Origin of the sequence: Planococcus rifietoensis, from assembly GCF_001465795.2 — a bacterium.
GTDB classification, from domain to species: domain Bacteria; phylum Bacillota; class Bacilli; order Bacillales_A; family Planococcaceae; genus Planococcus; species Planococcus rifietoensis.
In genome coordinates, this window is record NZ_CP013659.2 from 274,637 (window position 1) to 296,456 (window position 21,820).

Genomic DNA, 21,820 nt, shown 5'->3' on the forward strand with positions numbered 1-21,820 from the left:
GCACGGCCAAACAGACAGAGGAGGACGAATCATGCTATTAGATGAACTGAAAAAACGGATGCTGACGGCGGACGGCGCTATGGGAACGCTGTTGTACTCCTACGGTATCGAATACTGCAACGAGGAATTGAACATCCAGCGCCCGGAAGTGATTGAGAAGATCCACCGCGACTATATTGCGGCCGGGGCGGACATCATCCAAACGAACACATACGGGGCGAATGCCCATAAACTGGCGCGCTATGGACTCGAAGAACAGACCGAAGCGATCAATAAAGCGGCGATTGCGATCGCCAATAAAGCCGCAAAAGACGGCGGGCAATTCGTGCTCGGCACAATCGGCGGCATCCGCGGCATCCGCAAAAGCGATGCGACTTTGGATGAAATCGTCGCCATGGTCGACCAGCAAGCACAGCATCTATTGTCCGGCGACCCGGATGGCTTGCTGCTTGAGACGTATTATGATTTCGAGGAACTGGCGGCGACCGTTAGCCATCTGAAGAAACTGACCGACGCCCCGCTAATCGCGCAATTATCGATGCACGAACCCGGCATCTTGCAAAACGGCATGAGCTTGAACGAAGGATTGAAACGGCTCGATGCGCTCGGCGCAGAAATTGTCGGCGTTAATTGCCGTCTCGGCCCGCACCATACGATCCAGGCGTTTGAAGGCGTCGAACTGCCGGAAAAAGCCTTTTTGTCCGCTTACCCGAACGCTTCGCTATTGGATATTGAAGACGGGCGCATCGTCTATGAATCGGAAGCCGATTATTTCGGCCGTGCGGCATTGCTTTTGCGCGAAGAAGGCGTGCGCCTCATTGGCGGTTGTTGCGGCACGACGCCAAAGCATATCGAAGCGGTGAAAAAACGCATTGGCCATTTGCAGCCGATCACCGAAAAGAAAGTCGAAGAGAAAAAGCCGATCGTCATCCGTGAAGCGGAAGCCTTGAAAGACAAGCCTTTGCACGAAAAAGCGAAAACCGAGCGGACCATCATCGTCGAACTCGATACGCCGCGCCATTTGGATGTCGAGAAATTCCTTGAAGGTTCAAAAGCATTGGACGCAGAAGGCATCGATGCCATCACGATGGCCGACAATTCACTGGCCTCGCCGCGCATCAGTAATATGGCGATGGGCTCGATCCTCAAGCATAAGCAGGATGTCAGACCTCTTGCGCATATTACCTGTAGAGACCGCAATTTGATCGGCCTGCAATCACATATCATGGGGCTGAACGCACTTGGTATCCACGACATACTCGCCGTTACGGGTGATCCGACAAAAGTCGGCGATTTTCCGGGTGCGACAAGCGTCTATGATGTCTCGAGCCTAGAATTGATCCAGCTCATCAAAAAGCTCAACGAAGGCATTTCATTCTCCGGGAAACCGCTCCGGAAAAAAGCGAATTTCTCGGTCGCTGCCGCGTTCAACCCGAACGTCCGCGTGGTGGAGCGAGCTGTTCAAAGGCTCGAGAAAAAAATCGAAGCCGGGGCGGATTATTTCATTTCACAACCGGTCTATACGAAAGAGAAAATCATCGAGATCCACGAGGCGACAAAGCATCTGGACACGCCGATTTTCCTTGGGGTCATGCCGCTGACGAGCATACGCAGCGCCGACTTCCTGCATAATGAAGTACCGGGCATCAAATTGTCGGAAGAGGCACTTGACCGCATGAGGGCTTGCGGCGAAGACAAAGAAAAATCGACCGCGGAAGGCATCCAAATCGCGAAAGAATTGATCGATACCGCAGCGGAATTGTTCAACGGCATTTATTTGATCACGCCATTTGTGCGCTACGACATGACGGTGGAATTGATCCGCCACATCCGACAACTAGATTTAAAGAAAGCGAGCGATCGTGCCTATGCCTAAACATTTAATTGAACAGCAGCTCGAAAAACGCATCCTCATCATCGACGGTGCAATGGGGACGATGATCCAAAATGCAGATTTGTCTGCCGAGGATTTCGGTGGCGAAGAATACGACGGCTGCAATGAATACTTGAATATTGTCCGACCCGATGTGCTTGAAGGGGTGCACGACGCTTATTTGGAAGCGGGCGCTGACATCATCTGCACAAACACATTCGGCGGCACGCCAGTCGTTTTGGATGAATACGGGCTCGGTCATCGTGCAGCGGAAATCAATCAAAAAGCGGTGGAAATCGCTAAAATCAGCCAAGCGAAATATTCGACGCCGGAATGGCCGCGCTTTGTTGCGGGCGCACTCGGCCCGACGACGAAAACTTTGTCGGTAACAGGCGGCATTACATTCGACGAATTAAAAACCGATTTCCAGGTACAGGCGAAAGCCTTAATCGAAGGGGGCGCGGATTTACTACTCCTTGAGACGAGCCAGGATATGCTCAATGTCAAAGCGGCGACGATCGCGATACGCGATGCCTTTGAAGAAACCGGAGTGGAATTGCCGGTGATGATTTCAGGGACGATCGAACCGATGGGCACAACGCTTGCTGGACAGACGATTGAAGCCTTTTACGTGTCGATCGAACATATCAAGCCGCTTTCTGTCGGTTTGAACTGTGCGACAGGGCCGGAATTCATGACCGATCATTTGCGTTCGCTGTCTGAACTGTCGACAGGCTATGTCAGCTGCTACCCGAACGCCGGACTGCCGGACGAGGAAGGGCATTACCACGAGACGCCGGAATCTTTGTCGAAAAAACTGCGCGGCTTTGCTGAAAAAGGCTGGCTCAATGTCGTCGGCGGCTGTTGCGGCACGACACCAGCACATATTGCGGCAGTGCGTGAAGCGGTCGACGGGCTGGCTCCGCGCGAGCGCAATGAAACGAGCCATGGACATGCGGTGTCAGGCATCGAAGTGCTCGAATACGACGAGTCGATGCGTCCGCTATTTGTCGGCGAACGCACGAACGTCATCGGTTCGCGCAAATTCAAGCGGCTCATTATCGAAGGGAAATTCGAGGAAGCGGCGGAAATCGCACGCGCCCAAGTGAAGAACGGTGCGCACGTCATCGATATTTGCCTGGCGAACCCGGACCGCGACGAACTTGAAGACATGGCGGCATTCATGCAGGAAGTCGTCAAAAAAGTGAAAGTGCCGCTCGTCATCGACTCCACGGATGAAGACGTTATCGAAGCGTCGCTGAAATTCTCCCAAGGCAAAGCGATCATCAACTCGATCAATTTGGAAGACGGGGAAGAACGTTTTGATGCGGTCATGCCGCTCGTGAAAAAATACGGCGCTTCGGTCGTCGTCGGCACGATTGACGAAATCGGCATGGCGGTGACGCGTGAGCGCAAACTCGAAATTGCGGAACGCTCGTATCACTTGCTGACGGAAAAATGGGGGCTCGCACCGGAAGACATCATTTTCGATCCTCTCGTGTTCCCGGTCGGAACAGGCGACGAGCAATACATCGGCTCGGCGGTTGAAACGGTCGAAGGCATCCGCCTCATCAAGGAAAAGCTGCCGCGCGCTTTGACGATTCTCGGTGTGTCGAATGTGTCGTTTGGCTTGCCGCCGGTCGGCCGCGAAGTATTGAATGCCGTTTATCTCTACCATTGCACGCAAGCCGGGCTTGATTACGCAATCGTCAACACCGAGAAGCTCGAGCGCTTTGCATCGATTCCGAAAGAAGAAGTGAAGATGGCGGAAGAGTTATTGTTCGAGACGACCGACAAAAACTTGGCGGACTTCACGGATTTCTACCGCGATAAGAAAAAGGAAAAAACCGAGGACGATATTCCGGATACCGTGCCGGAGCGCCTCGCTTACTATATTCTCGAAGGCACGAAAGAAGGGCTCATCCCCGATCTTGAGAAAGCGCGCGAGATGTACGAAGACCCGCTCGAGATCATCAACGGCCCGCTCATGGAAGGCATGGCGGAAGTCGGGCGCTTGTTCAACGACAACCAGCTGATTGTCGCAGAAGTGCTGCAATCAGCCGGCGTCATGAAAGCGGCTGTGTCCTATCTCGAAGGCTTTATGGAAAAGAAAGCGGATGATAGCGGAAAAGGCAAAGTCATTCTCGCGACTGTCAAAGGCGACGTCCACGATATTGGCAAAAACTTGGTCGACATCATCTTGTCGAACAACGGCTTTAAAGTGATCGATATCGGCATCAAAGTGACGCCAGCAGCACTCATCGAAGTGATCCGTAAAGAACAGCCGGATATCGTCGGCTTGTCGGGGCTGCTTGTGAAATCCGCCAAGCAGATGGTGTTGACGGCACAGGATTTCCGTGAAGCGGATATCGACGTGCCGATTTTAGTCGGCGGTGCGGCCTTGTCCCGCCGCTTTACCGAAACGAAAATCGCCGCGGAATACAACGGCCCTGTCATTTACGCCAAAGACGCGATGCAAGGGCTGGACCTTGCGAACCGCCTGCAAAGCGGTGCCGGAAAAGCAGTCTTGCTCGAAGAACTCGGCGCACAAAAAGAAAAGCGCCAAGCACAAGATGCCGCGCGCGCAGAAAAAGGCGCTGTCGCCATTTTGGAAAAGCCGGTCAAGACCGTTCGCGAAGATGCGCCAGTTTACGTGCCGAACGATTTGCGCAGGCATGTATCGAAAGAGTATTCAGTCGCGCATCTATACCCGTACGTCAATATGCGCACATTGATCGGCCATCACTTGGGGCTCCGAGGCTATAGCGACAAACTGTTGCAACAAGGCGATGCGCGGGCTGTGGAATTGCACGAACTCGCGACCAAGTTTCTCCAGTCAGGAATACTGAAGCCGGCAGGGATGTATCAATTCTTCCCGGCGCAATCCGACGGCGACGATGTCATCATCTACGACCCGAAAGACGCTCAAAAGGAAATCGAGCGCTTCACATTCCCGCGCCAAGCTAAAGCGCCATTCCTCTGTCTGGCTGATTACTTGAAATCAACCGCAAGCGGCGAGATGGATTATGTCGCGTTCATGCAAGTGACGGCAGGGCACGGCGTACGTGCGGAAGCGACACGCTTGAAAGAGGCGGGGCGTTTCCTCGAAAGCCATGCGCTGCAGGCGACCGCTTTGGAACTCGCGGAAGGATTTGCAGAACGCATCCATCAGGAAATCCGCGACCAATGGGGCTTCCCGGACGCGACGGATTTCTCGATGCGCGACCGATTCGCGGCGAAGTACCAAGGGCAGCGCTTCTCGTTCGGCTACCCGGCCTGCCCGAATCTGGAGGACCAGGCGAAATTGTTCGGCCTTATCAAACCAGAAGACATCGGCGTCCACTTGACGGAAGAATTCATGATGGACCCGGAAGCATCGGTATCGGCGATTGTCTTCGCCCACCCGGATGCGCGTTATTTCAATGTAGAATAAAGGAAACGGACCAGGGAAGCCTGGTCCGTTTTTTAAAATTGGACAATTAAAGTCAATGTGGCTTTCCGAAGTTTACTGCCCGCTTTCCGTGGGCTCGCGCCTAAGCCTCCTCATCCGCTTCGCTCCTTGCGGGGTCTCGGTCGTCTCGCTGATCCACTGGAAAGATAAGGTCGAACTACGTGAGTCATTATCTTTGCGAAGTAATGCGCAGCATTATTGAGCAGAAGGTTTTACGGGCAGACACTTCTCCAAGCCACTTTGCCTTTTCATTAATTTTTGAGTCTGTAAGGATACCTGCTATTTGATGAGTTTAAGTAGTCATTCCTTCTTCAATAATCTGAAAATCAACGTGAAATCAATGATCCGTTTTTTCAATGGGCTCGAGTGGTATGATGAAGATTAGAGATTAAAAGGAGGTGCGGACGTATGACCGTCTTGAATATTTTGGATTACTCGCCGATCGATGAAGGCGAAACGGCGGCTTCCGCGCTGCGCTCGACGGCGGAATTGGCGAAACTGGCGGACCGCTTAGGCTACAAGCGCTATTGGGTCGCGGAGCACCATCAAGTGTTTTCCGTTGCCGGCAGTTCACCGGAAATGCTCATGATGCATTTGGCAACGCTCACCGAACGGCTGCGCATCGGCTCGGGCGGCGTTATGCTGCCGCATTACAGCGCCTACAAAGTGGCGGAGAATTTCCGTCTGCTTGAAGCGCTGCACCCGAACCGGATCGATCTCGGCGTCGGGCGTTCACCGAGCTTCCGGCTCGTCAACCAGGCGCTCAACGAATCCAAAGGCAAGCGCGTGCCCTATGCCCAGCAGCTCATCGACCTGGAGAAATATTTCACCGATGATGTGGACAGTGAACACCGCTTCCAGAAACTAAAAGCGACACCAATCACAGAAACAGCGCCTGAACTGTGGCTTCTCGGGACAGGTGAAGGCTCGGCGAAACTTGCGGCTGAACGCGGCATGGCGTATGCCTATGCGCATTTCGCCCGCCCTGAAAAAGCGGGCATCGATGCGATCGAACGCTACCGCGAAACGTTTATCCCGTCCGGAATGCGTAAGCAGCCGCATGTCACCATCGCTGTTTTCGCCATTGTGGGCGAGACGGAAGAGCAAGCCGAACAACTCGCTAAAGCATTCGATTTATGGCTATTGTTCGTCGAATCGGATTTCCAGCCGCCGTATTACCCGTCGGTTGGAACAGCTGAAAAACGGCGCCTCAGTGCAACAGAGCAAGAGCGCGTCGAACGCAACAGAAGCCGTATGCTCGTTGGTACGGCCGAACAAGTTAAAGAGCAAATTGAAACGGTTGCCGAACAGTTCGAAGCCGATGAAATTACCATCATCCCGAATATTGCCGGCCATCAGGCGCGTATGGACACTGTGCGTTTACTGGCTGAAGCATTTAACATGAAATGAGGTAGTAAGAAATCGGAATTTCTGAGTGCTCGCTTCGTATACTAGAAATTACACTTTGAATTGTCTGAATGGACATCGACACTCAGGCACTGCCTATTGTTTGATAAACAAAACCGCCAGGAATTTTCCTGGCGGTTTTGTCTGGAAAGGCTGAGAAAGAATGGCGAAGCTGCCGGTCGAGAACAAGCGATTGTTCCTTATTCCTGCGGTTTGGTCCAAGTAACTTTCCCGTCGTCCTTGTCGAATTCAATAATGACATCTGTGACATTCTTTATCTTTTCTTTGAGTTGTTGTTCAATATAATCCCGGATATCGTCTGCTTCTTCGATTGTCATTGACGGATCTACTTCCACCTTGAGTTCGATATGCAGGCTGTCTCCTTCTTTAATAGCATACAAATCTTGAATATCCCTTATTTGTGGATGCTCCATGAGTTTGCTGCCGATGCGTGCTTGCAAGCCGAGATCTGCCACGCCGAGAACACCGGCTGCATTGTCGAGAAAGATTCGGCCGACGACTACAATAAGCGAAATCCCGATAATGATGGAAGCATAGCCAGTTGCGCTATGGAAGGGTGTGTAGGTGGAGACGACAATAGCCAATAGCGCCAATAACGCTCCGCCGACTGCCACATTGTCTTCTAGAAAAACCAGTTTGGTGGCAGGTTTTGCTTCTTTGGCATGTTTGTAACTTGCAGGAATGATTTTGAAGCCGCTCACTTGGTCTTTTGGTAAATGCTCCGTGATTTCTTTCATGGCTTTATAAAGAACGGCAGCTTCAAGAATGGCTGCTGTTCCCAAAACGCTAATGTTAAGCCAGAACCAATCCTCGGAATGGGTGGCGTTTGAAATGTGGTGGATTCCTTCTATAATCGTTTCATAGGCAAGTACCCCGACTACCAGGACCGCACCTAATAAAACCAGGTTCACTAAACGGCCAAATCCGCCCGGAAACCGTTCTGTTGGTTCTTTCTTGCTCAGTGCAGAACCTATAAAAACAAAAAATTGGTTAGCAGCATCGCCGTAACTATGCATCATTTCTGCAAACATGGCGACGTTACCGGTGATGAGGTAAGCTGCAGTTTTAATAATGGCGACAATCGTATTGACAATTGCTGCCCATAATGCCGATTTCGTACCGAATTTCAGCAACCCGATAAATTCTTTCATAATGCTTGCCTTCTTTCTAGGGAAATTATAAGATCACGTAAGTTTATTCCCTTATTAACGGGCACAAAACGTATGGCTTGCGAGAAAGAAAAGCTTGATGGAGAAAAATTTCAAGTGTTCTTAATCCGTCGGCTGTCAGTTCGCTCGTTTTTGACCGATAAGTGGCGGAGTCTGTATTTTGTGACAAAGATGCATCATTTTGCGCAATTAGTTGACCTTTGATTCGGACCATGAAACTATAGAAATAGCACAACAGAGAGGAAGATCGAGCGATGAAAAAGAACTGGTTATGGCCGGTGATGGCAGCCGGGCTGTTCATTTCAGCTTGCGGCGCAGAAACGGCAGAAGATCCAACCGACACGGCAACTGAATCCGCTGAAGAAACCGAAACCGCTTCGGCTGTGGATAGTGCAGCCATGGAGCTTGAAGTCCCGTTTGACGGCGTGATGGACCATGTCCATGGCATGGGCTATATCGAAGAAAATGGCGGATTGTATTTCGCTTCGCATCATGGATTGAAAGTGCACCGCGACGGAAAGTGGACAGAAATCGAAGACCAATACCATGATTTCATGGGCTTTAATGCGACAGCAACCGGTTTTGTAACATCAGGGCATCCTGATATGCAATCCGGCATGCAAAATCCGCTTGGTATCAAACGCAGTGATGACGGGGGAGAAACTTTCGACGACCTCGGATTTGAAGGGGAAACCGATTTTCATGAAATGGCAGTCGGCTACAATACGAACAATTTGTTCGTCTTCAACCCGCAGGCAAATTCCGAGATGGAAACCGGCTTCCACCGAAGTGACGATGCCGGAGAGACGTGGCAGCAGACAGCAGCAGAAGGGCTTGACGGCAAAGTGACCTATCTTGCAATGCATCCCGATGATTCGATGATGATCGCAGCAGCGTCGAACCAAGGCATCTTTTTGTCTGAAGATGGAGGCGAGAGCTTTTCGCGCATTACAGAAGGCGAACTCGGGACCGCAGCATTCTTCAGTGAAGATGCACTTTATTACGCCACGTACAGTGAAGAGGCAAAACTCGTGAAACGCGATTTGTCAGGCGGCGAAGAGGAGATTTCCTTGCCGGAGATGACAGAAGACGGCGTCGTTTATGTGGCGCAGCATCCGGAGAATCCGGAGCAGCTGGCAATTTATACAGCCAAAGGCCATGCATGGCAGACGCAGGATGCCGGTGAAAACTGGACGCAAATTTTGAATGCTGGGCAAGTGCAGTAAGCGGCAATAAGTGAATACCTTATCTAGTGGAAGCCTAGCATGACAAACGATCAACACCCGCCCTCAGATTTGAGGGCGGGTGCTTTTTACGTCAGCAAAGCTTTTCCGGAAATCGAGCGTGCGCAATGGATGCCGCTTGCAGCGACGCCGATCGTGCCGCCGCCCGGGAAGATGTGGTCGCCTGTCAAATACAATCCCGGCAGCCCGCTATGATGCGAAATGGATTTGAACAAAGCCGCATCCAAAGTCTGTGCGAAACCGCCGACATAGCCATTCGGCCGTCCGGTATAATGCTGCCAGGCGAGCGGGGCGCCGCTTTCGACGTGGACGATCGCCGAGCGGAAGCCCGGGATATGCTGCTCGATCAACTCCAACATGCGTTCGGAAAGTTCGGTGCGCATCGTTTCATAATCCTCTTGAGACTGCCAATACCCCGGCATCGAATGCGTCGAAATGGTCACGGTCTGGAAGCCTTCAGGTGCGCGCAGCCGGTCATCCATGCGCGAGGCCGACATGAAGAAATGATGCCCTTCATCCATGGCCGCACCGCTTGAAAGCTGGCGGAATTCAGGAAGCGGTGCTGCCAGTTTCTCCGCATCGATCGCCAAATACAAAGTCAAAGTCGTCCAGGTTTCGGTGCTGATGCCTTCTTGCAGCGGGCGCTTTAACCGGTGATGATGATCGACCGGCAACAGCTCTGTCAATAACTGGATCGGCGCATTGAAAACGACGGCATCCGCTTCGTACATGTTGCCGCGCTGGTCGCTGGCATGCCAGACACCATCTTTATGTTCGAGTGTCTGAACGGTGCGCGGCTTTTTCACTTTGCCGCCATTTTCTTTAATGCTGTCCGCCATCAATTCTGCAAACCGGTACAAGCCGCCGGGGACGTAATAAGCACCTTCGTGATAGATATCAAGCGCCACGGCCGCGAGCAAATACGAGACATCTTCCGTCGTCGTCTGCATGCTGTCGATCAACAGCCCATCGAGCACATGACGGAACGCATCGAGTTCGTGGAGGCCGTGCTTTTTCAACACTTCGCCGAGCGTCAGCTGGAATTTCGGCAGCAGGCGCAAATGAACCGGGCGCAAGGCTTTCGTGAGCGCCGCCCATTCCCGCGCATTGGCTGGCGGCAACGCAGGCAGCGGCCCCATCAAGGTGCGGGTGATACGCGCCGTCCGGTACAATTCCGCATAGAACGACAGAATCGCGGTTTTATGCTGTGGAAAATGCGCAGCGAGTTCGCGCACATGCCTCCTGCGGTCTTTATGGAAAACGAAAGTGCCTGTCGGATGAACCATTTCCATCACCCGCTCGAGCGGTTCAAGTTCCATTGGCTTTCCGAGGTGGCGGAATACGCGTTCATGAATGCCGCCGGGCTCGAGTCCCATGCCGAGCGTCGCACCGACTGGAAATAAATACGGATGGCGCTTGTATTTTCCGGCGCAGCCGCCGAGTTCTGCTGCAGCTTCGAGCACGGTCACGTCATAGCCTTCTTTTGCCAGTAAGGATCCGGCCGTCAATCCGCCGATGCCGGCACCGACGACCAATATGCGTTTTGTCATCATGTCCCCTCATTTCTCCCATGAAAAAACGCCCGGCAGATCAGCCGGACGCCTGTCTCTTATGCCACTTGTCTGCAAGCTTCTGCGCATTTCAGGCAAGCTTCCGCGCATTTTTGGCAATGGTCATGGTCATGTTGTTTGCATTCGTTTCCGCATGCTTCACAAATCTCCGCGCATACTTTCGCGAGCTGTGAGACAAACGGCGAGTTGCGTTCAATGGCTTGTGCCAAATAAGCACACATGTCTGCGCATTCGCGGTCGAGCCGGATGCACTCAGCCATCATTTTCACATCGTCTTCTTTCAGGCAAGCATCGAAGCAATGATTGCACGCCACCATGCAGTCATGGAGCGTCTTGGACAGTTCTGCGTGTTTTGCATGTTCTACCATTCCGTAAAACCTCCTATAAGAATTATGTTCATTCGCTTATTCCTTGGATTTCCCGACTGGCAGGAAAATAAACAACTAGCAGTGCAAGCTGCCAAGAAACTCTTGATAACCGTATTTTCCGAAGCTTATTGCTCGCTTTCCGTGGGGCGGGAATCGAGCCTCCTCGTCACTGCGTTCCTGCGGGGTCTCTCAAACCCGCTAGTCCCACAGGAAAGATAAGGTCGAACTACGTGAGACATTATCTTTGTGAAAGTAATGCGCAGCATTATTGAGCAGAAGGGTTTACGAGCAAACGCTTCTCCAAATACTCAGATAGGCCATTGGTTATTAAATGTCGAAAAGCAAAGGTTTTTTTGACTTATAGCGGATTGCGAACTTATTCAACACTCTGCAGCAGATGGTATTCTATCCGTTTTTGCGCAGCCCCGGCTTTTGCTCAAGTTCTTTCATGCGCGTGCGAAACTCGTCTTCCGACAGCTCGCCGCTTGAAAAACGTTCTTTCAATAATTGTGCTTCGTGGTGGGGGGCGGGCAGTTTATGTGGTTTATGGCGAATGAAAAACAGCACGAGACACAGGATGATGAGCACGACCATCAAAGCGACGAGGATAGTAAAGATCCAGAACATCAGCGTTCACTCCGTTCGCTTTCTTTTCTTCCAGTTTACGATATATAACAGAAAATTGCGTCTTTTTTAATTCGAAGAAAATAAATCCTTGTAAGATATTGGATATGCTAAGCTTATGGATAATTCAAAAAAGGGGGAAGCGGGATGTTTACACATAAAATTGATGGAGAGTTGGCGTTGAAATTGGTCGAGATGCAAGACGCAGAGCGGATTTTTGAATTGACGGACCGTTCGCGTGCTGCACTGAAGGAATGGCTGCCGTGGCTCGATCATACGAAAACCGTCGAGGATACGAAAAATTTCATCCAGTCGGGCGCTGAAAGTTTCGCGCTCGGAAAAAGCTTGAATTGCGCGATTGTCTACCAAGGCGAACTGGCAGGAATCGCCGGCTTCAACGAAATCAATGAAGCGAAACAGACGGCCTATATCGGCTATTGGCTCGACACGGAATACCAGGGACAAGGCATCATGACGCGAGTCGCAAAAGCGCTGACGGATTATGCGCTAACGGAGCGCGGGCTCAATAAAGTCGAGATCCGCGCAGCGGTCGGCAACGAGAAAAGCCGCAATATCCCGATCCGCCTCGGCTTCACGGAAGAAGGTATCATTCGCCAAGGAGAATGGCTCTACGATCATTTCGTCGACAGTGTCGTCTACGGCATGCTGAAATCGGAATGGCGTTCTGAAAAAGGTGAATGAAACTCACCTATACTTTTGAGAGTGGTGGAGAAGATCATGATTCGTTATGAATAAAAATGAAATCATCTTTCTACATTCAAAAATCAATATCGTATCTGAGTATTTGGAGAAGCGTTCGCTCGACTCCTGTGGACTAGCGAGACGACCGAGACCCCGCAAGGCGCAAGGCGACTGAGGAGGCTTGGGCGCGAGCCCACGGAAAGCGAGCGATAAGCTTCGGAAAATACGGGTTTCTGATTTTCTCGACCACACAGAAAAAGACTCGTAAAGTTCCCACATCTTTTTTTGCGCAATGTTTCCCACAGCCTTCCTCATTTAGTAAAATAAGAAGGAAACTAGAAATACAGGAGGAATACTATTATGAAGCACTTTCTACTCGGCCTTCTCGTATCAGGCCTTATCGCACTTATCGCTTTCCTGGCAGATGACTGGGCGCTATTGTTCCCGATAGCGGGCGCAGTTGCCGTTATCGCACTTGTCTGGGCGGTCATCTCGTCCATCACAGCAGGCAAGCAAGTGAAATCTTCATTCAACACGAGTTCGGAACGCCGCCGGGCACAGCAGGCGCGCAACGCCAAAGTAAAAAACCTCGTGCTGTTCGCGTTGCCGAATCTGTTGCTGGCGCTTTACGGATTGTTCATACTTTCTTAAACGAAAGAGGGGGATGTCATGCTCAGCTATTATAGTTCGTTGTCTGCGGAAGTTTATGACCTGGATAAGCCGATCGGCAAATCGTTCGGCGATGTCGAGTTCTACAGGGAGCGGCTCGCAGGAAACGAAGGGCGTATTTTAGAACCCGCCACAGGGACCGGGCGCTTGCTTGTGCCGCTATTAGAAGACGGCCTTCACATCGACGGCTTCGACAGTTCATCTGAAATGCTTGATATTTGCCGCGCCCACTGCAAAGAACGCGGCTTGCATCCGAAATTATTCGAAGCGGATATGGAAACCTTCCGCATTGATGTCGAATACGACGCCATCATTCTGCCGGCGGGGACGTTCCAGCTGCTTGCAGGACGTGAACAGGCGATCAAAGCCTTGAAGAATTTCCGCAAGCATCTGGCGCCGGGTGGGCGGTTGCTCGTCGACTTATACGTCCCGCAAGGTTTTGAGATCGACCGGCCGAGAACGCGGACTTGGCAGACGAAAGCTGGCGAAGTGATCACGCTCGAGAGCAAGACCGTCGAAGTCGATTGGATCAAGCAATGTTCCGTGTCGCATAACCGCTACGAGAAATGGCAAGGCGGTAAGCTGATCCAGACCGAACTCGAACGTTTCCCGATGCGCTGGTACGGCGTCGAGGAATTCAAGTTGCTCCTTGGCAGCCAAGGTTTCGAGGACATCATCGTGTCGTCCAATTACGAATACGGCCAGTACCCGAAAAACGCTCAGCATGCCGTCACCTTTGAAGCAATCGCACATATTTGAAGATTGAAAGCTGTTTGGAGAAAAATCCAAACAGCTTTTTGTATGGCCGAAATTCTATATATGATTGGCTGATGGTGTTTCATTCTACTCAAGAGAATCTAAAATGAAACGGCAGCTTTTCAAAAAAGTTAGATTTGCAGCTAATTCGGGTAAACTCGTAAAGGTCTGGAAGTAAAATCGCTGTAACTGCAATCATAGGAAGTTTCTAGATAAGCGAGGCTTTCAGATAGAAAGAAAAGGGGGATCGAGCATGATTACCATACATAAAACCTCTTCTGGCGGAGATTTACAAACAATTGATACCTTCGAGAAGAATAGTTGGATCAATATGGTGGCGCCTTCACAAGAGGAAATCAGGGGAATAGTAGAACGCTTCAATATTCCCATCGAATTTTTAGAAGACCCATTGGATTTAGAAGAAAGCGCACGGATTGAATATGACGAAGAGACAAATTGTACATTGATCATTAACGATCTTCCGATTGTCGATGACAACAGCCCGCAGCTCGACTCTTATATTACAATCCCCATCGGCATCATTTTAGGGGGAGATTTCATCGTCACCATATGCAGCCAAGCGACGAATTCCGTGGAAAACGTCATCAAGAAAAACGTGAATACGTCGATGAAAAATCGCTTTGCGCTTGAAGTGTTATTGTCGATTTCTACCCAGTACATAATGAAGTTGAAGAAATTGAACAAACAGCGCCTCAAAATCGAAAGCAATTTGAAGGATTCTTTAACGAACAAGCAACTATATAAGATCATGGAGATTGAAAAAAGCTTGGTGTACTTCCTGACATCATTAAAAGCGAATGGCGATGTCATCACGAAGTTGTTCCGGACGCATTCCATCAAATTGTATGAAGACGATGAAGACTTGTTGGAAGATGTGAAAATCGAAAACAACCAAGGAATTGAAACGACCGAGTTGTATACCAGAATCTTGGACAGCATCACGGGATCGTATTCTTCGCTCATATCGAATGAATTGAACAATACCATGAAAACCTTGACCCTTTTCACGGTTTTCTTGACCCTGCCGACTTTGATCTTCAGCTTCTTCGGCATGAATGTGGCTTTGCCTGTTTCCGGGCAGGAGCCTGGTTCATGGATTACGACACTGGTTCTGTCCGCCATTTTGATGCTTGTGATCGCGGTTTCTCTATGGAAAAGAAGAATATTTTAGCCGAAAACGCCTGGAGATAAATCCAGGCGTTTTTTTATATGCTTTTTAACTGGGATTCAGCAATGAAAATTAGAGGGTTAGTGGCGGGCGGGGCGAATGTATATACTAACAATCGACAGTGCGGATCTATGCCGCTTGCTATTACTGCTGCCTTGGCCATGAGAATTCATCGTCAAAAAAGGAGTGTAGAACATGGATGAAAAAGAAATGATTCCGTTCCAATCGTCTCCGGTACGCCCGATTTTCGAAAAGTTTTCAAGTGCGCGTGATGTGTCGCTCGTCTACGGCGACCCGATCGAGATGCAGGGCAGAACCATCATTCCAGTTGCGAGAATCAGGTATAGCGTAGGAGCAGGTGCTGGCGGCGGCTATGAACGGGAAGACAAAGATTCAGAATCGCCGGGCTTCGAGGAATTTGAAGGTGGCCACGGTGAAGGGGCAGGCGGATCGTTCTCAGTGAAGCCGGTCGGCATCTACGACGTGACAGCGGAAAAAACCATCTACCGGCCCATTGTCCCGATTGAGCTCATCGTGATGCTGCCGCTTATGATGACCGGCCTTGGGTTTTTGATGGCATCGAGCCAGAACAAAAGCAAAGGCGGCAAGCACAAAAAGCGCATGCAAGCCGGAAAACGCTGCGAGAAGAAAGGAAAAGGCAAGAAAATGAAAGATATGCATAGCGGCTGAAGTGAAACAAGACGGTGACGAAAGCGAAAACCACCTGGGGATTGATCTCCAGGTGGTTTTTTTGAGCTAATGCAGTCTTCTAATTCGTGCCAAGTAATTGAATAATCGGCGATTCGGAAGAAATTATATCCAATTGATGTTCCATACAGGCGAAAGAGAAATGCTGGTAGCTGATTTCTTCTTGTCTTTCCCGTTCCTTCAAATTCGTTCGGTTCTCCAAATAAGTGAGAAGATCAGATTGTTGATAAATACGAAAAGCATGTGCTGTGTCAGAGTCAGACATTCTTGTGAAATCTTCGGAAGTTACGGAATACGTGGCATATGAACGGAAATCAATATGCCATCTATCCATTGTGCCGGGAAGGTTCAAGAGCAGGTCTGTTTCATTCTTGCTACCGCGTATAGTAATACGCAATGCGGCCCCTGGAAGTCTTGTTTCTGCAAATCCTTCAAAGGCTATAAAATAATCTTCTTGTGATAGCAATCCCAAATCTGTCATCAAATCGATCCTTTCATTGGGTGTTAATAGCAGGGGAAGTAGCAAAGAGTCGGTTCGAGGCGAAAAACAACAGTACCGGAGGCAGCAAGGTGAATAAGGACAGCACACCTGCTAGCGAGAACAGTACAGCGGGCACAAAGCGGTTCAAATTGATCGTCAATAACCCGCCAACACTCAATAAGGCGGATGCGACGAGCAAATAAAAAGGATAAAAGAGCAATTGTTTTGCCCCCTCCACCACGTCGGCGGCGAATATTTCCGAATTCATCTGAGCTTCTGTACGTGTCATTTCCCGCTGGACTTTTGGGTCATTCTGGAATAGCTCTGTAAATTGGTTTCGGGCAATTTGATTGTCATCAAACGAGAAGATTAAAAAGCCTGACAATCCTGCGCATATCAGCAATAGCGCCAGAGAAGTGATTGCTAGTTTAATGGGAGTGAATAAACTTTCGATTGAGATGATTAGCCCTCCTTTAAAGAAATCGATTTTATTTCATTTCGATATAGATTTGGAAATTCCTGCTATTTTTTATAAGAAGTGAAAAGATAGATAAAATAGTTCTCTCATAGCATGACTAAATGAAAAAAATCCATATATATGCATTTTTACATGTTATATGGAAAAAATACGCTTAATAGCTTTTAGGGATCGGTGGAGGGGGTACGTGAATAACAAGGAGGCGTTATGAGTGAAGAATGTAAAGAAAATGGCTGGAATGACTTTTGCTGTACTTCTACTCGCAAGCTGCCAAGAAACTGAAGATCAACCCCCTAGCACAGAGGACACAGATTCTCCAAGTGAAACTACACCTGATGAGGAAGAAGCGGTAGAAGCAAAGGAAAGTAACGAAGATAGCCAGGACAATGGGGATGAAGAAACGTCGGATGAACCGGTCGATCAGACAGTTGACGGTGCTTCAGATGGTTTTGAAGAAACTCAGGCGAGTCCATCCTATTCTATCGAGACACATGCCTATGTCACAGAAACCGGCTATCTTACCGCATTCAATATTAAACGCGGTGAGGATGAAGAGGGCATAGCTGAAAAAAGCTTGATGCAATCTCTGATTGAAAACGATCCTACTACACTAGAAATTCTGGGATCTTATGCTGAGCTGACTGTTGATATGCCGACGCTTAACGTGAAATTTACTGAAAAGGGAGGAGGTGCATTATCCACAACTTCTGCGCAAACGACCTTTTTCTATAGCTCGTTGTTTGGAATCAGTGATCTATATGGCATTGAAGAAATTGTGTTTACCAATCCCGAGGGAGAAGAAAATGTCATTGTAGCTCAGCGCTTAGTGGACAAGCCCTTGATTGTTGAAGAAGAAAGAGGTATTTCGCGCGGTTACTATACAATGTACGACAAAGAGCTGGAGCAGACCAACTTCTTAGCTGGCGTGGATGTCGGAGAGCAAGTGGCGGATGAAAACGGTGAACCCTTGTCCTTTCCTGAAACAGTGGAAGCGATGAAGACAGTGGATCAGGAAGAGGCAACTTACTCATCAGCTATGGTGAAAGGAGTGGAAGTGGTTGACGCTTCACTCGAAAACGAGACGGCTACAGTACGCTTCACATCAGATGAAGAGACAGTCACAGAACCCGACCTGATCGTCTTTGAAAACGCAATGCAACTGGCAGCTCTTGACTTCCGTGTAGAGGAACTCCGTTTAATAAACGAAACTTTAGAAGAAAGCACCACGTACCCGTTTGCAGTGAAGTAATGATTAGTAGAGATAAAAAGTTCTAAAACATCCAGCCAGAAAAAACCCAGAGACATGATCTCTGGGTTTTTCGTATTCACGCATTATTCAGCTGGAGTACCAGGTGCAATTTCGTATGATTTCTGTACGGTTTCGTTGCGCTCGCCCAAGCCTTCAGTGGTTGTTTTGCTCCACATGGCTTCCATTCGTTCTTTTACTTGTGGAATCATTTTTTCCGGGATGACGTTGCGGTATTGATTCGTCTCGCCAAGAATCACTTTTACCGACGGTTCAGTGACTTCTTTCGGATCGAATTGCTCGTATGGGAAAGCGGCTTTCTCGTAGTCGAAGACTGTGTTCTCCGAATCAGACTGCCAGTTTTTCCATGTTTCGAACTCGCGGTCATTAAAGCCAGTTAAATATGGCCCTGGGTTAATCGTTGCTACTTCCACATTGAATTCCTGCAGCTCTTTGCTCAAGGAATCTGCGAAAGCTTCAGTCGCGTGTTTCGTGCTGCAATAAGGTCCCATTAATGGATCTGCCATCAAGCCGGATACAGAAGAGACGAAGACGATGCGGCCGGATTTTCTTTCCACCATTTGACGTGCAAAGCCTTTCGTCAATAGTACCGGGCCGAATACATTGACCTCGAATTGGTGGCGCAAGTTTTCTTCTGGGATATCGACGAGGGATCCGCCTTCAGATACTGCCGCATTGTTTACCAAGACATCAATGTCCCAGCCCCATGCTTTTTCGCGGTCTTTCGGGTTCGTGACGTCCAATTTTTCGATTTGCATTGATACGCCGCGCTCTTTCGCTTCCTGTTCCAAAGCAGAAACCTGTGAAATGATTTCAACACCCGCGATGACAGATTTGCCTTTTTCCGCCAAGCTGAACGCAATGTTTTTGCCGAATCCGGTGCCAGCACCGGTGATTAGTATTTTTTCGTTTGCCATTCTAAATTCCTCCTCGGGTTGTTTGTTGCTGTCGTTTTTACTTATACTTCCAATGCATACCCAGGATGTACCCCAACTTAAACGGAAAATGGCTAATTCAAAAAAGAGATGGACCGTTACCGGTTCATCTCTTTGAAAGTTGTAATTTAGTTATAGTGAAGAATGATTCCGTGTTTCCAAACCGTGCAATAGCTTCGCCGATGCCAAACGGTTTCTCACCGAGATGCCGATCCATGCAGCGAGCACGGCCTTGATGACGCCGACGAGGATGAACGGCGCGAATCCGCCCATAAAGGCGCCGGTCCAGGAAAGTTCCGCAAAGACCTTTAGCCAAACTGTTCCAAAGCCGAGTGCGACAAATATGCCGAGGATGTTGGCGATGACGGCGTTCATGACCGTAAAGCCCATCTTCTCGAGATAATAGCCGATGACAAAAGCGGTCGGGATGAACCCGAATAAATAGCCGCCCGTCGGCCCGAACAAGCTGCCCAAGCCTCCTGATAGTTGTGCGAATACCGGGATTCCGGCAGCGCCGATTGCGAGATACACTAAGATGGATAATGTGCCATAGCGTGCGCCTAGAATCGTGGCGGCAAGGCCGATTGCCAAAGTCTGCCCGGTAATCGGCACGAGCGGCAAAGGAATGGTGACTTGAGCGAGTATGCCGATAATGGCGGCGAACAAAGCCGTTACGATCATCATCCGCAATTTTTTGTTTGAGTGTGCCATGCGAAAACATCCCTTCAAAATTGCGTTAACTAATTTATAAATTAAGTTAACTCAATAATATCTGAACATGTCACAAAGTGTCAATAAGCTTTTCGACAATCAACGACAGATCAAATCTTCCGGCTTGCGACCATAAGTGCAAAAACGAGGACGAATGCTGGAAACTGTAATGATAAAATGAGAAGAGATAAGATAGAGAAAAGAGAGGAGGCGGCGGCTATGGAAATGGAAATGGAAATGGAAGCGAAGTTCACGTTCGATGAGATGTGGGAGAAGATCCTGGATTGCGACCGGAAATACGACGGTTTGTTTTTCACGTGCGTGAAAACGACGAAGATCTATTGCCGGCCGTCTTGCCGATCGCGCAAGCCGAAAAAGCGCAACGTGGAATTCTGTTTTTCCATTGAAGAAGCGGAGAACCGCGGATTTCGGGCATGCAAAAGATGCCAGCCGGAAATTGAACAATCGCCCTATGTAGAATTCACACAGCAAGTCATTGCTTTTTTAATGGACCACTACCAGCAAAAAATCGGCTTGGAAGAAGTGGCCGCCCATGTCGGCATGAGCTCCTCGTATGTAGACCGGCTGTTCAAGCAGGAAACGGACGAAACGCCTCGTTCATATTTGGAGAAAATCCGCATCGACAAAGCGGCGTATTTACTGGCGAACACCAATAAAACGAATTTGGAAATTTGCCTCGAGACGGGCTTTCAAAGTACGTCGCATTTCTATAAAGTGTTCCGGGATTTGAAACAGCAATCTCCGGGCCAATACCGGAAAGAGAAAGGAGCGGGGCGGAATGGATAGCGAAACGGAAACACAGCGGCTAAAAATTCCCACGCCGGCAGATTTTAATTTCACGGAATGCCTGGCCATTCTCGGGCGTTCTGATCAAGAACTGCTTCACACAATTCAGGATGAGCGCCTCACCAAGCTGTTAGCTCTTGAAGACGAAACAACCTTATTCGATTTGAGCCATTCCGGCGAGTCCTTGCATATCGAATTTCCGCATCATTCACCGTCTGAACAAGGGAGACAGGCAGTCGTCCGGTATGTGGCGGAGTGGTTCGACTTGGAAACTGACCTGCAGCCGTTTTACGCGATGGCGGCAAGCGACCCGGTCCTCCGGGAAGTCGTGGAGCAGCACGCAGGACTGCGGATAATGGGCATGCCAGATCTATTTGAGGCGTTCGTCTGGGCCATCACCGGCCAGCAAATCAATTTAACTTTCGCCTATACCTTAAAACGGCGTTTGATCGAACAGTTCGGCACTTCGCATACAGTAGGCGGAGTCGAGTATTGGGCCTTTCCATCCGCCGAAAGAATCGCTTCGCTGGAAGTGGAACAATTAAGAACGCTGCAATTTTCGGGGCGAAAAGCGGAATACATCATCCACATCGCTGAGCAAATCGCTGATGGGCGTCTCGTGAAAGATGAGCTGCTTGAGAAAACAGAGCAGCAAGTAGAAAAACAATTGTTGGCGATCAGAGGCGTCGGGCCGTGGTCTGCGCATTATGTCATGATGAAATGCCTGCGCTTCACTTCTGCCTTTCCGATATCGGACGTCGGATTGCACAATGCCTTGAAGCATCAATTGGGAATGGAGCAAAAACCGAGCATTGCCGAGATTGAGAGTTTGGCGGAAAACTGGGCAGGTTGGCAAGCGTACGCGACATTTTATTTATGGAGGGTATTATTATGACTGAACTGCATCAAGTGGATTATCCATCGCCGATTGGCGTCGTCGAAATCACCGGAACCGAACAAGCCATCGTGTCGCTTTATTTCAGCGAACGGGAACAGCCGCTGCATGCGGTTCAACCGGACACGCCTCAAGTGCTGAAAGAGTGTTTACAGCAATTGGATGAATACTTCAAAGGGCAACGAACGGAATTCACCGTGCCGTGCCTTTCTTCAGGGACCGAATTCCAGCAAAAAGTATGGGCGGCGCTGCCTGATATTCCTTACGGCGAAACGGCTTCATACCGCGATATCGCGACAGCTGTCGGCAACGAGAAATCCGTCCGGGCAGTAGGGAACGCCAATAGCAAAAACAAAATCAGCATCATCATCCCGTGCCACCGCATCATAGGGTCGAACGGCAAATTGACGGGATACGCCGGCAGCCTGACCCGCAAAGAATGGCTATTGAAGCACGAGCAATCGGTGCGAAACGGCCAATCAATAGAGTCATAA

Annotated in this window: 21 protein-coding genes; 13 read left to right on the forward strand and 8 right to left on the reverse strand. The window is 49.6% G+C overall.

Annotated features, from left to right (window positions below):
* The first annotated feature begins 28 nt into the window (after positions 1-28).
* The 3 genes from AUC31_RS01390 to AUC31_RS01400 all read left to right on the forward strand — a co-directional run bounded on the left by AUC31_RS01390 (position 29) and on the right by AUC31_RS01400 (position 6,734).
* A complete protein-coding gene (locus tag AUC31_RS01390) occupies positions 29-1,876 on the forward strand; it encodes a bifunctional homocysteine S-methyltransferase/methylenetetrahydrofolate reductase (protein ID WP_058383702.1) in 1,848 nt (615 codons plus the stop codon).
* On the forward strand, positions 1,869-5,306 hold the full coding sequence (metH, locus tag AUC31_RS01395; protein ID WP_058381733.1) for a methionine synthase: 3,438 nt from the start codon (positions 1,869-1,871) through the stop codon (positions 5,304-5,306). The genes AUC31_RS01390 and metH overlap by 8 nt, the downstream gene beginning before the upstream one ends.
* Before the next feature lie 426 nt (positions 5,307-5,732).
* On the forward strand, positions 5,733-6,734 hold the full coding sequence (locus tag AUC31_RS01400) for an LLM class flavin-dependent oxidoreductase (protein ID WP_058381732.1): 1,002 nt from the start codon (positions 5,733-5,735) through the stop codon (positions 6,732-6,734).
* Positions 6,735-6,931: 197 nt separating this feature from the next.
* On the opposite strand, the gene AUC31_RS01405 is transcribed toward AUC31_RS01400, so the two are convergent.
* Entirely contained in the window at positions 6,932-7,903 is a 972-nt protein-coding gene (locus AUC31_RS01405; RefSeq protein ID WP_058381731.1) for a cation diffusion facilitator family transporter, read from the reverse strand.
* 272 nt (positions 7,904-8,175) lie between these two features.
* Between AUC31_RS01405 and AUC31_RS01410 the strand changes: the two genes are divergently transcribed.
* On the forward strand, positions 8,176-9,147 hold the full coding sequence (locus AUC31_RS01410; RefSeq protein ID WP_058381730.1) for a F510_1955 family glycosylhydrolase: 972 nt from the start codon (positions 8,176-8,178) through the stop codon (positions 9,145-9,147).
* A gap of 86 nt (positions 9,148-9,233) precedes the next feature.
* Here AUC31_RS01410 and AUC31_RS01415 read toward each other — a convergent pair whose 3' ends face one another.
* The 3 genes from AUC31_RS01415 to AUC31_RS01425 form a co-directional block, all read right to left on the reverse strand.
* Entirely contained in the window at positions 9,234-10,715 is a 1,482-nt protein-coding gene (locus tag AUC31_RS01415) for a phytoene desaturase family protein (RefSeq protein ID WP_058381729.1), read from the reverse strand.
* Between the two features lie 59 nt (positions 10,716-10,774).
* Complete coding sequence (locus AUC31_RS01420; protein WP_058381728.1) at positions 10,775-11,104, reverse strand: four-helix bundle copper-binding protein; 330 nt, start codon at positions 11,102-11,104, stop codon at positions 10,775-10,777.
* A gap of 405 nt (positions 11,105-11,509) precedes the next feature.
* Positions 11,510-11,731 carry an SHOCT domain-containing protein gene (locus AUC31_RS01425; protein ID WP_058381727.1) on the reverse strand — a complete coding sequence of 74 codons (222 nt, stop codon included), beginning with the start codon at positions 11,729-11,731 and terminating at the stop codon, positions 11,510-11,512.
* Positions 11,732-11,875: 144 nt separating this feature from the next.
* Between AUC31_RS01425 and AUC31_RS01430 the strand changes: the two genes are divergently transcribed.
* From AUC31_RS01430 to AUC31_RS01450, 5 genes are all read left to right on the forward strand, one after another.
* On the forward strand, positions 11,876-12,430 hold the full coding sequence (locus AUC31_RS01430; protein WP_058381726.1) for a GNAT family N-acetyltransferase: 555 nt from the start codon (positions 11,876-11,878) through the stop codon (positions 12,428-12,430).
* A 360-nt stretch (positions 12,431-12,790) separates the two neighbouring features.
* Entirely contained in the window at positions 12,791-13,081 is a 291-nt protein-coding gene (locus AUC31_RS01435) for a DUF5316 family protein (protein ID WP_058381725.1), read from the forward strand.
* Between the two features lie 18 nt (positions 13,082-13,099).
* Positions 13,100-13,858, forward strand: coding sequence for a class I SAM-dependent methyltransferase (locus AUC31_RS01440; RefSeq protein WP_058381724.1), 759 nt, complete (start codon positions 13,100-13,102; stop codon positions 13,856-13,858).
* A 250-nt stretch (positions 13,859-14,108) separates the two neighbouring features.
* Entirely contained in the window at positions 14,109-15,047 is a 939-nt protein-coding gene (locus AUC31_RS01445) for a magnesium transporter CorA family protein (protein WP_058381723.1), read from the forward strand.
* A 192-nt stretch (positions 15,048-15,239) separates the two neighbouring features.
* Positions 15,240-15,734, forward strand: a complete 495-nt coding sequence (locus AUC31_RS01450; RefSeq protein ID WP_058381722.1) for a GerW family sporulation protein — start codon at positions 15,240-15,242, stop codon at positions 15,732-15,734.
* A gap of 79 nt (positions 15,735-15,813) precedes the next feature.
* Here AUC31_RS01450 and AUC31_RS01455 read toward each other — a convergent pair whose 3' ends face one another.
* The gene (locus AUC31_RS01455; protein ID WP_058381721.1) at positions 15,814-16,233 is read right to left on the reverse strand and encodes a hypothetical protein; all 420 of its coding nucleotides are present in this window, start codon (positions 16,231-16,233) and stop codon (positions 15,814-15,816) included.
* Positions 16,234-16,246: 13 nt separating this feature from the next.
* Positions 16,247-16,453, reverse strand: coding sequence for a hypothetical protein (locus AUC31_RS17915; protein WP_157073441.1), 207 nt, complete (start codon positions 16,451-16,453; stop codon positions 16,247-16,249).
* A 469-nt stretch (positions 16,454-16,922) separates the two neighbouring features.
* Between AUC31_RS17915 and AUC31_RS01465 the strand changes: the two genes are divergently transcribed.
* Positions 16,923-17,960, forward strand: coding sequence for a hypothetical protein (locus tag AUC31_RS01465; protein ID WP_058381719.1), 1,038 nt, complete (start codon positions 16,923-16,925; stop codon positions 17,958-17,960).
* A gap of 83 nt (positions 17,961-18,043) precedes the next feature.
* Here the strand turns inward: AUC31_RS01465 and AUC31_RS01470 are convergent, their stop codons facing one another.
* Positions 18,044-18,895 carry an SDR family oxidoreductase gene (locus AUC31_RS01470; protein WP_058381718.1) on the reverse strand — a complete coding sequence of 284 codons (852 nt, stop codon included), beginning with the start codon at positions 18,893-18,895 and terminating at the stop codon, positions 18,044-18,046.
* A 150-nt stretch (positions 18,896-19,045) separates the two neighbouring features.
* A complete protein-coding gene (locus AUC31_RS01475; protein ID WP_058381717.1) occupies positions 19,046-19,624 on the reverse strand; it encodes a biotin transporter BioY in 579 nt (192 codons plus the stop codon).
* 219 nt (positions 19,625-19,843) lie between these two features.
* Here AUC31_RS01475 and AUC31_RS01480 point away from each other — a divergent pair, with 219 nt between their 5' ends.
* Genes AUC31_RS01480 through AUC31_RS01490 form a run of 3 tightly spaced genes read left to right on the forward strand, consistent with a single transcriptional unit; the run spans position 19,844 to position 21,820 of the window.
* Positions 19,844-20,431, forward strand: a complete 588-nt coding sequence (locus tag AUC31_RS01480; protein WP_237150678.1) for a bifunctional transcriptional activator/DNA repair enzyme AdaA — start codon at positions 19,844-19,846, stop codon at positions 20,429-20,431.
* Positions 20,424-21,326, forward strand: a complete 903-nt coding sequence (locus AUC31_RS01485; RefSeq protein ID WP_058381716.1) for a DNA-3-methyladenine glycosylase family protein — start codon at positions 20,424-20,426, stop codon at positions 21,324-21,326. Before AUC31_RS01480 ends, AUC31_RS01485 begins: the two co-directional genes overlap by 8 nt.
* Positions 21,323-21,820 carry a methylated-DNA--[protein]-cysteine S-methyltransferase gene (locus tag AUC31_RS01490; RefSeq protein WP_058381715.1) on the forward strand — a complete coding sequence of 166 codons (498 nt, stop codon included), beginning with the start codon at positions 21,323-21,325 and terminating at the stop codon, positions 21,818-21,820. The genes AUC31_RS01485 and AUC31_RS01490 overlap by 4 nt, the downstream gene beginning before the upstream one ends.

Coding starts and splice junctions, on each gene's coding strand:
- AUC31_RS01420 (WP_058381728.1), bottom strand. CDS start 11,104: ATGGTAGAACATGCAAAACACGCAGAACTGTCCAAGACGCTCCATGAC.
- AUC31_RS01490 (WP_058381715.1), top strand. CDS start 21,323: ATGACTGAACTGCATCAAGTGGATTATCCATCGCCGATTGGCGTCGTC.
- AUC31_RS01485 (WP_058381716.1), top strand. CDS start 20,424: ATGGATAGCGAAACGGAAACACAGCGGCTAAAAATTCCCACGCCGGCA.
- AUC31_RS01480 (WP_237150678.1), top strand. CDS start 19,844: ATGGAAATGGAAATGGAAATGGAAGCGAAGTTCACGTTCGATGAGATG.
- AUC31_RS01430 (WP_058381726.1), top strand. CDS start 11,876: ATGTTTACACATAAAATTGATGGAGAGTTGGCGTTGAAATTGGTCGAG.
- metH (WP_058381733.1), top strand. CDS start 1,869: ATGCCTAAACATTTAATTGAACAGCAGCTCGAAAAACGCATCCTCATC.
- AUC31_RS01410 (WP_058381730.1), top strand. CDS start 8,176: ATGAAAAAGAACTGGTTATGGCCGGTGATGGCAGCCGGGCTGTTCATT.
- AUC31_RS01470 (WP_058381718.1), bottom strand. CDS start 18,895: ATGGCAAACGAAAAAATACTAATCACCGGTGCTGGCACCGGATTCGGC.
- AUC31_RS01425 (WP_058381727.1), bottom strand. CDS start 11,731: ATGTTCTGGATCTTTACTATCCTCGTCGCTTTGATGGTCGTGCTCATC.
- AUC31_RS01475 (WP_058381717.1), bottom strand. CDS start 19,624: ATGGCACACTCAAACAAAAAATTGCGGATGATGATCGTAACGGCTTTG.
- AUC31_RS01405 (WP_058381731.1), bottom strand. CDS start 7,903: ATGAAAGAATTTATCGGGTTGCTGAAATTCGGTACGAAATCGGCATTA.
- AUC31_RS01440 (WP_058381724.1), top strand. CDS start 13,100: ATGCTCAGCTATTATAGTTCGTTGTCTGCGGAAGTTTATGACCTGGAT.
- AUC31_RS01455 (WP_058381721.1), bottom strand. CDS start 16,233: ATGACAGATTTGGGATTGCTATCACAAGAAGATTATTTTATAGCCTTT.
- AUC31_RS01435 (WP_058381725.1), top strand. CDS start 12,791: ATGAAGCACTTTCTACTCGGCCTTCTCGTATCAGGCCTTATCGCACTT.
- AUC31_RS01400 (WP_058381732.1), top strand. CDS start 5,733: ATGACCGTCTTGAATATTTTGGATTACTCGCCGATCGATGAAGGCGAA.
- AUC31_RS01450 (WP_058381722.1), top strand. CDS start 15,240: ATGGATGAAAAAGAAATGATTCCGTTCCAATCGTCTCCGGTACGCCCG.
- AUC31_RS01445 (WP_058381723.1), top strand. CDS start 14,109: ATGATTACCATACATAAAACCTCTTCTGGCGGAGATTTACAAACAATT.
- AUC31_RS01415 (WP_058381729.1), bottom strand. CDS start 10,715: ATGACAAAACGCATATTGGTCGTCGGTGCCGGCATCGGCGGATTGACG.